This is a genomic window from Candidatus Omnitrophota bacterium (assembly GCA_040755155.1).
Lineage (GTDB): Bacteria > Hinthialibacterota > Hinthialibacteria > Hinthialibacterales > Hinthialibacteraceae > JBFMBP01.
This window is the reverse complement of sequence record JBFMBP010000152.1, coordinates 1-7,792: the sequence shown is the minus strand read 5'-3', so window position 1 is coordinate 7,792 and position 7,792 is coordinate 1. Positions and strand designations below refer to the sequence as shown.

At 50.5% G+C, this 7,792-nt stretch carries 10 protein-coding genes; 4 read left to right on the top strand and 6 right to left on the bottom strand.

Annotated features, from left to right (window positions below):
- Window positions 1–153: 153 nt before the first annotated feature.
- Window positions 154–732 carry a prepilin-type N-terminal cleavage/methylation domain-containing protein gene (locus AB1656_23690; GenBank protein ID MEW6238398.1) on the top strand — a complete coding sequence of 193 codons (579 nt, stop codon included), beginning with the start codon at window positions 154–156 and terminating at the stop codon, window positions 730–732.
- A gap of 90 nt (window positions 733–822) precedes the next feature.
- Here the strand turns inward: AB1656_23690 and AB1656_23685 are convergent, their stop codons facing one another.
- Complete coding sequence (locus AB1656_23685) at window positions 823–1,563, bottom strand: nucleoside-diphosphate kinase (GenBank protein ID MEW6238397.1); 741 nt, start codon at window positions 1,561–1,563, stop codon at window positions 823–825.
- Between the two features lie 186 nt (window positions 1,564–1,749).
- Here AB1656_23685 and AB1656_23680 point away from each other — a divergent pair, with 186 nt between their 5' ends.
- On the top strand, window positions 1,750–1,977 hold the full coding sequence (locus AB1656_23680; protein ID MEW6238396.1) for a hypothetical protein: 228 nt from the start codon (window positions 1,750–1,752) through the stop codon (window positions 1,975–1,977).
- Window positions 1,968–2,408: a type II toxin-antitoxin system VapC family toxin gene (locus AB1656_23675; protein MEW6238395.1), complete on the top strand. Its 441-nt coding sequence runs from the start codon at window positions 1,968–1,970 to the stop codon at window positions 2,406–2,408. Before AB1656_23680 ends, AB1656_23675 begins: the two co-directional genes overlap by 10 nt.
- Window positions 2,409–2,411: 3 nt before the next feature.
- On the opposite strand, the gene AB1656_23670 is transcribed toward AB1656_23675, so the two are convergent.
- From AB1656_23670 to AB1656_23650, 5 genes are all read right to left on the bottom strand, one after another.
- Complete coding sequence (locus AB1656_23670) at window positions 2,412–2,597, bottom strand: nucleotidyltransferase domain-containing protein (protein MEW6238394.1); 186 nt, start codon at window positions 2,595–2,597, stop codon at window positions 2,412–2,414.
- On the bottom strand, window positions 2,594–2,941 hold the full coding sequence (locus tag AB1656_23665) for a hypothetical protein (GenBank protein ID MEW6238393.1): 348 nt from the start codon (window positions 2,939–2,941) through the stop codon (window positions 2,594–2,596). Before AB1656_23665 ends, AB1656_23670 begins: the two co-directional genes overlap by 4 nt.
- Window positions 2,942–2,958: 17 nt before the next feature.
- A complete protein-coding gene (locus AB1656_23660) occupies window positions 2,959–4,200 on the bottom strand; it encodes a Gfo/Idh/MocA family oxidoreductase (protein MEW6238392.1) in 1,242 nt (413 codons plus the stop codon).
- A gap of 314 nt (window positions 4,201–4,514) precedes the next feature.
- On the bottom strand, window positions 4,515–4,874 hold the full coding sequence (locus AB1656_23655) for a DUF559 domain-containing protein (protein MEW6238391.1): 360 nt from the start codon (window positions 4,872–4,874) through the stop codon (window positions 4,515–4,517).
- 125 nt (window positions 4,875–4,999) lie between these two features.
- The gene (locus AB1656_23650; protein MEW6238390.1) at window positions 5,000–6,121 is read right to left on the bottom strand and encodes an enolase C-terminal domain-like protein; all 1,122 of its coding nucleotides are present in this window, start codon (window positions 6,119–6,121) and stop codon (window positions 5,000–5,002) included.
- A 124-nt stretch (window positions 6,122–6,245) separates the two neighbouring features.
- Between AB1656_23650 and dprA the strand changes: the two genes are divergently transcribed.
- Window positions 6,246–7,508 carry a DNA-processing protein DprA gene (gene dprA / locus AB1656_23645; GenBank protein MEW6238389.1) on the top strand — a complete coding sequence of 421 codons (1,263 nt, stop codon included), beginning with the start codon at window positions 6,246–6,248 and terminating at the stop codon, window positions 7,506–7,508.
- The last annotated feature ends 284 nt before the right edge of the window (window positions 7,509–7,792 follow it).

The window sequence follows — 7,792 nt, the reverse complement described above, 5'->3', positions numbered from 1 at the left end:
CGCTTTTAAATTCTCCCCCCAAGCTTGGGGGGAGTTAGAGGGGGGTTGATTATGTTAGACTTAAAGCAACCCCCTCCTAACCTCCCCCAAGCATGGGGGAGGAATTATGGAGTTTTGCAAGAGGCTCTCCATATAATGAAAAGGAATAAATACATGCGGCAACGCTCTCAAGGATTTACCTTAATCGAATTGCTTATCGTAGTGGCTATCATCGGCGTTCTAGCGGCGATTGCGGTTCCGAACTTTCTGAATGCGCAAATTCGGGCGAAAGTGGCGCGAGTGAAATCCGATCAAAAAGCCTTGTCGCTAGCCATCGAAACCTATTATATCGACCGCAACCAATATCCCTACTTCACAGGATATACTTTTCCCGCCCAATACAATCCCATCACCTACCGCCTGATTCCGCTCACAACGCCGGTATCCTATATCACCACTTTGGACATTCAGGATCCCTTCATCAACGAGGGGACGAACGCTTACGGCGACGAGATGCTGAGGGATACTTACAATTACCGAAGTTACATGGCGACGAATCCGGATTATGGAATCAAGGCGTGGTGCGTGAACAGCCTGGGGCCGGATAAAGTCGCCAATAAGGGATTGATGACGGAAATATGGGCGCGGGGACTTGTGGCGCCGGAAACGACGGTTATCTACAATTCAACCAACGGCGTCGTCAGCGACGGCGATATTCCCATGACGGGCGGGCAGACGCAGTATCAACCTTGAGCAAGAGGGACGGGCGCAGACGCCCGCACCCCAATATTCGCAACATGAGTTCTTGCGCCGTCCTTGTTATCTCGGCGCAATCCCATCATTTCATCCAATCGTCCGATCTTCGTTGATGAGATATTTAGCGGCGATCGATCGAAGAGAACAAGCAGGCTGCGCTCCTTCGAGAATCGCGCATAGAGCCTTCCAATCGGATTCCCAGACCATATCGCCCGGCGTTAATAGGCAAACGCTGCCGGATTCGTATTTTTTGAATATCATATTGTCTTTGCAATAAATATGCTCTTCGCTTTGCCGACAGGAGTAGGCGCGCAAGAGAGGAGGAATATCGTTCGGTTTTAACCAAAGTTTGATTTCCCGCTCCGCTTCCTCGACGGACGCCGAAGCGTGAATCAGGTTGTCGATTCGATTGCCGACGATTTCCCCCGCGCCGTTTTTCAGCGGAATGACGGTTCCCAACGAACGGATGCAGCCGGGTTTTTCTTCGCGGGCGATGTGAGGATTGGTTGGTCCCGCGATTTCCCGGATCTTCTTCACGGCGTCCTTGCCTTGATAGACGAGAACTTTCACTCTCCGCTTGCCAGGATCATCCGGGAAATGAATTTCTCCCATGATGTATTCGAGAAGCGAATCGTAAAATACCTTCCCGGCGTGTTCGGCGTAATGCTCTTCCGCCAACATTCGGGAAACGCTGACGATTTTGCTTCCCGTAATCATCAATCCCGTATGCGATTCGGACAGCAGGGAAAGCAAATATCCCGACAGCGATAATTTCAAAGCGTCCGGCTTAATCAAGACAAGCGTTTGTTCGCGCCCATTATGGTTCATTTTCGATCTCCTTTATTTGGGGGGAAAAGGGGATTTTATCCGCGATTTTTCATCGAGGTAAGTAGGGCGGGATTAATGCGAAGAAATAAGAATCGATCAATAACGAGGATTTTAATCCTCCCAGTTGGAGACGTTAAGAGAAAACAAGTACAATAAAGGTATTGTTGCCGTGGAGGAGTCAAACTAATGCCTAAAGCCATTCGCCAAAAAACGAAGATTCGAACGGGTGGAGTTCTTGAAATCCGTTCTCCCGAATTTCCCGAAGGCGTTGACGTAGAGGTGATCGTGTTGATTGATGATGGGATTCAATCGCCGGCGACGCTGACCAAACTCATAGGATCGGCCAAGGGATGCTATGCCTCGCCCGAAGATGCCGATCAATTCATACGCCAGGAACGAAACCAATGGGATTAATAAACCAAATTGAAGGAAATAGGATATACCTGGATACGAATATCTTCATCTATTTATTCGAAAGTTTCTCTCCTTATATTGATATATTATCCCCCGTTATTGAAAAAGTTGAATTAGGACAATTCCATTCCTACACCAGCGAATTGACGATCGCCGAAGCGTTGGTGAAACCCATAATGGAGAAAAATACGCAATGGCAATCGATATATATCCAGGGAATTCAATCTTCCCCCTCATTAACCGTAGAGCCAATCCACCGAACGATTTTGATAGAAGCGGCTCGCTTGCGGTCTGAAATCGGCTTGAAACTCCCCGATGCGATCCATTATGCAACAGCCATCCATTCGAATTGTACGGCCTTTTTGACTAACGATAAGCAAATGAAATCGATAAAGAACCTCAACGTCATTCAACTGGATGACTTCAAATAGCTTCTATGACGAAAGTCCCGGCGTTTCGCGGAATGTTACCAGGATATCCAAGTCGCTGCCGGGATGCTGTTCATGGCGAACGTACGATCCAAATATGCTCAACGATTCCACATGATAGCGTTCTCTCAGCGCGGGAATTTCTTGTCTTAATAATTGTATGAATTGCGCAAGGCCGTTTTGGTTATTCATGAAGATATTATTTTAGATAGATATGTCAACTGTTTCTTAACGAATCTATCTCTCCATGTTTCAAAGTCCTCTATTGATAGATTGCCTTTAACATAATTGCAATGTTTACAACAAGGAACGCAATTTTCTTTTGTGTAGCCTTTAATATTATCGAATCTATCTATTCCATTGGGACCACTTTTATCACAATAATGACAATTTTGCTGAGATATAGAGATAAATTCATCTTCGGTTAAATGTTCTTCACCTTTAAATTGTTTTTCTGCTCGTTTTTTGTAGACAGAATATTTTGGAGGACGTTTATAATCTAAATTATGCTCCATAAATTCCTCATCATTCATCATTCATCACTCATCATTCATCATTCTGGATAGATCGTCTCCCGCGCGGCGTCGTAGGCGTAACGATGACCGTATTCCCACGAGTGGAAGCACATGATGCTGACGACGGAATGGGCGTAGCCCGCTTCGATGGGGGCGTTGGGATTTCGGCGCGTGCGGATGCATTGCAGCCAGTTTTGCACGTGGTTTTCGTCGTCCTTGGGTTCAATCTTCACTGGATTCTTAAAAGGGCTGTCCTTGCGTCCGCCTTTGTTGGAAGCGGTCCAGCTTAGGGTGTCGAAGGTTCCGTTGAGACCGTAGAAGATCGCTTCGGGAACGGGGCAGCTGTTGCCTAGGCGGGTGGAGTATTGGACGATAAATTTTTTTGGATACTCGATGACGCAATCCAGCGTGTCGGCATGTTCGCGCCCGTCGTTCCAGACATAGACGCCGCCGTTGGCGACGGCCTTGAGGGGCAAGGGATCGTCCATGAACCAGGTCGCCACGTCGATGAGATGGCTGCCCAATAGGCCGGGCGTTCCAACCGTATAATCCTTCCAAAGGTGCCAGCAGCGGAAGCGCATGGGATCGAATGCGCGCTTGGCCAGTTTCATTTGGTATTGGTCCCAATCGACGTCGGTTTTTTGGATAGTTTTGTAATCGTTTTTCAGCCAACGGGGGCTGGCGTCGTGCCAGGCGGTTTCCACTTCGCTGATCTTGCCGAGAACGCCGGAGCGAATGAATTCGGCGGCGGCTTTGTGGCGTCCGTCGCTGCGGCGCTGGGTGCCGATCTGGCAAACGATTTGGTTATCGCGGACGGAGCGCAACGCGTCGCGGGCGTCGTAAAGCGTCGTAGCCATCGGTTTCTCGCAATAGGCGTCCTTCTTGCATAATGCGGCGTCGGCCAGGATGGGGGAATGGGCGTGATCCGGAGTGGCGATATAGACGGCGTCGATCTCTTTGCGACTAAGGATTTCGGGGTAGCGGGTTGTCGAGTACGGCGTTTTACCGAACCACTCTTTGACTTTGGCGACGGCGGCTTCGCGGTTGTTGCGCCAGACATCGCAGACAGCGGCGATATGGACGTTTTCTTTTTCGCTCAGGTTCTTGATTTCCGCACCGCCGAAACCCATACCGCGACCGCCGCAGCCGATAATGGCGACGGCGATGCGGTCGTTGGCGCCAAGTACGCGCTGGGCAGATACTCCGACGGCGCCCAAAGCCGCCGCTCCGAAGGATGATCGTTGAAGAAATTGGCGTCGATTGCTTTGATTGTTGGACATGTTTTCAACCTCCCCATGAAGTGAAATTCCTTGATTTTATCTTCCAATTCGCGGATATTGCAAAATGGTTTGCTCTACTATTCTCCCCCCAAGATTGGGGGGAGTTAGAGGGGGGTTGATGGGATGAACCAACAATCCCCTTTTGATTCAAGGTCATCAAGTTAAAATCTATTTTAATTAATTGTAAATGCAAAACATCTTGAAATTATTTACCTTAGTCAACCCCCTCTTAACCTCCCCCAAACTTGGGGGAGGAATATAAAAAACGCTTTTTTCTCTTAAGACAGCCCTCGATTCTTCCTTTGGCTGCTTGGTTACGACAGTTTTGCTTTACATATATTCCTTATGGATTCAATAACATCTTCTAAACGCATCATTACATCACGGTTTAAAATTCGATAAACTTCATAGCCGTTTTCCAGCATATATTGATCTCGTTTAGCATCCTCTTCCAATTTGAAATCATGAGAAATCCCATCAAGTTCTATTACTAATTTTAATTTTTCAATAGAAAAATCAGCGAGATAAGGGCCAATTGGATGCTGCCGCCGAATATGAAGTCCAAAAATTTGTTTTGCTCGTAAACATGCCCATAATCGTTTTTCTGCGGGAGATAGATTTTGACGCAACTCTCTAGCGCGTTGTTTCGTGAGATCGTTAACGTTTCTTTTCATATAAACCTATTCCCATTTTATCTCTCTAATAATCAAATATCAAAAAACAATGTAGTTCATTGAATTAAAAGAACTTAAAACAACCCCCTCCTACCCCCCCCAAAACTCGGGGGATGAATAAAAAATCACGCCATCACCTCAATCGCCTTGATTCTTTCTTCGTCGATCTCCACTCCCAATCCATACCCTTCGGGAACAGCCACGGCGCCGTCTTTTACGGCGAGGGGCGATTTCAGGACGCTATGCGTCAGGAACTGCGGGCCGTTCAGGGCGGCGGGAAACGACAAGCCGTAGGCAGCGAAGAGGCCGAGCGAAGCCGCCAGAGTCACGTCGGGATCGGATAAGCCGCTGCCGAGAAACATCAAACCCGCATCGAGCAGGATTTCAATCTGCCGACGGGCGGATAGCAATCCGCCGCAGCGGGAAGGCTTCATGGCCACGCCGTCCAGCATATCCAGCCGGATGAACTCGATCAAATCTTTGGGCGAAACGACGCCTTCGTCCATAATAATAGGCAGTGCGCCTTGTTTTTTTAGGCGAATATATCCAGAAATATCATTAGGCCGCAGCGGCGATTCCAACACGTCGACGCCGATATCGGCCAACATGGGAGCAGCGGTTAGTGCAGAGGCGAGATCGTAGCCGCCGTTGGCGTCCGCCCAAAGGAAGCCGTCCGGAACCTGTTGTTTGACGCGGCGGCAGAGTTCGAGATCGTATTTGGGATCGGGGGCGACTTTGACGTTGAAATTGCGATAGCCACGCTTCCAGCCCTCGTCGATCATGGCATCCAAGCCATCGAGCGAGGAGGGATTGAGCGTCCAGCTAAGAGTTACCGGCCCTCCCACTGCGCGTCCCCAATATTGCGCCAGCGAGCAGCCCAAGGCTTTGCCGGCAAGATCGTGCAGCGCCATATCCACGCCGCATTTCGCCAGGGGCATTCCCGTCGTAAATCCCGGCGAAATGGTTTTGTTCATGAGCTGGACGGCTCCGGCGATATCGAAGGGATCGCGTCCGATGAGAACCGGCGCTAGATAATCGCGAATGGCGCTGGTTGCAGATTCCAACGTTTCGTCGCACCAGGTTTGAACGGGAATGCTTTCGCCCCAACCGATCAGGCCGTTAACGGTTATGATCTTTACCAAAACGGCGGCGCGGCCCACTCGGCGGCCTTTGGGATCTTCGAGAAATTTAAAACGGCCCGCTGTAGGATAACTTACGGGGAAAACTTCGATTCGCTCTATCTTCACTTTTCTTCACCGATGGGAATAATGAGGCATGGCATATCCTATCTTTTTTTAATAAGAAACAATAGGCGATTTATTGTATGCCGGAATAAATCCGAAAGGATAAATAGGACAAAGGGCTGGTTGCATGAAACTAGATCGGGACAAACTCTATCCGTGGCTGGCGATTTTGCGGGCGAAATATATGGGCAGCGACCGCGCCCGCCGGTTGGAGGCTCATTTCGGCTCCATAACCAAAGCGTTGAAGGCCGCGCCGGAAGCGATCGCCGCCGTTCACGGATTTTCATTAGCGATAGGCGAAGCCGTGCGCGAAGCGGCGCAGGGCAAGTTCGACCTGGATATCGACAAGGAACTGGCATGGGCGCAAAAAGAAGGAGCGGCGATTCTGCTGCCCGGCGATGCGGAATATCCCGCCTCTCTGCGCCAAATTCCCGCGCATCCCGCCTTATTATATGTAAAGGGCGAACTACAACCGGAGGATGTACTCGCCTTCGCCATCGTCGGCTCGCGGCGGGCGTCGGATGGGGGCAAACGGCGGGCGAATCAAATCGCCAACGAATTAGCGGAAGCAGGATTGACTATCGTCAGCGGGCTGGCCTGGGGCGTCGACGCCTCGGCGCATAAAGGGGCGCTGCGATGCAAACATGGGCGCACTTTCGCCGTAATGGGCAATGGCCTGCGCATGGTCTATCCCCGCGAACACGAGCCGCTGGCGGAACAGATCGTCAAGCGGGGCGCGTTAATATCGGAACTGTTTTACGACGTTGCGCCGCAAGGGCGCAATTTTCCGCCCCGCAACCGCATCATCAGCGGATTGTCGTTGGGAGTGCTGGTCGTGGAAGCGGCGGAGCGCAGCGGGGCGCTGATTACGGCGAAGTACGCTTTGGAACAAGGCAAGGAAATCTTCGCTCTTCCCGGCCCGGTGGAGGAAGAGACGGCGATGGGCTGCAACCGGCTGATTAAGGAATCCGCCGCCGCCCTGGCGACGAGCGCCCAGGATATCCTCAACGAATTGGGAGACAAGATCGCCTTCTACGCGGCGGAATTAGCAGGAAAAATCCCGCGCATTCCTTCCCCGACTTCACCCGTGGAAATCGAAACGAAGCAAGATCGCCAACGCGAAGAACCGGCAGCAGAAGCGGTTGCCGCTGAGAAAATTGATGCGCCGGTTGAGAAGGCGCCAGCGCCGCCGCCGAAAGCGCCCAGTATTCCCCTCAGCGAAGACGAAGAACAAACACTGCGCTTTTTGACAGCGCAGCCAAAGCACATCGATTCGATCTGCCGCGAGATAGGCTGGCCGGTCTCGCGCCTCTCCTCGGCGCTGGGGTTGCTGGAACTGAAAGGCCTGGCCGAGAGAGAAGCGGGAATGCGCTTTCGGCTGGCGGAATGATTAATAAAATGATGAGTGATGAATGATGAATGATGAAAAAAGTAGGATGGGTTACGTTTTTCGATCCATCGATTACAACGGATATAACAAATGATGGGTCAAACGACGCGACCCATCTATGAAGCGGTTTGTCAAGAGAACCTTGTCTTGGCGGTTCTTTTTTTTTATCCTGAATCTATTTTAATCCAGTTCATCTTTTTCTTTTTAACCCTTTCGTTCCATCGGATCGGGATGGGGACATGGCGCAAAGGGTACCCGGAAAAGTTCCGTACATCCCCGTCGCC

Bases quoted from the DNA above. Each gene is read 5' to 3' on its own strand.
- AB1656_23690 (MEW6238398.1), top strand. From the start codon at position 154: ATGCGGCAACGCTCTCAAGGATTTACCTTAATCGAATTGCTTATCGTA.
- AB1656_23685 (MEW6238397.1), bottom strand. From the start codon at position 1,563: ATGAACCATAATGGGCGCGAACAAACGCTTGTCTTGATTAAGCCGGAC.
- AB1656_23680 (MEW6238396.1), top strand. From the start codon at position 1,750: ATGCCTAAAGCCATTCGCCAAAAAACGAAGATTCGAACGGGTGGAGTT.
- AB1656_23675 (MEW6238395.1), top strand. From the start codon at position 1,968: ATGGGATTAATAAACCAAATTGAAGGAAATAGGATATACCTGGATACG.
- AB1656_23670 (MEW6238394.1), bottom strand. From the start codon at position 2,597: ATGAATAACCAAAACGGCCTTGCGCAATTCATACAATTATTAAGACAA.
- AB1656_23665 (MEW6238393.1), bottom strand. From the start codon at position 2,941: ATGATGAATGATGAGGAATTTATGGAGCATAATTTAGATTATAAACGT.
- AB1656_23660 (MEW6238392.1), bottom strand. From the start codon at position 4,200: ATGTCCAACAATCAAAGCAATCGACGCCAATTTCTTCAACGATCATCC.
- AB1656_23655 (MEW6238391.1), bottom strand. From the start codon at position 4,874: ATGAAAAGAAACGTTAACGATCTCACGAAACAACGCGCTAGAGAGTTG.
- dprA (MEW6238389.1), top strand. From the start codon at position 6,246: ATGAAACTAGATCGGGACAAACTCTATCCGTGGCTGGCGATTTTGCGG.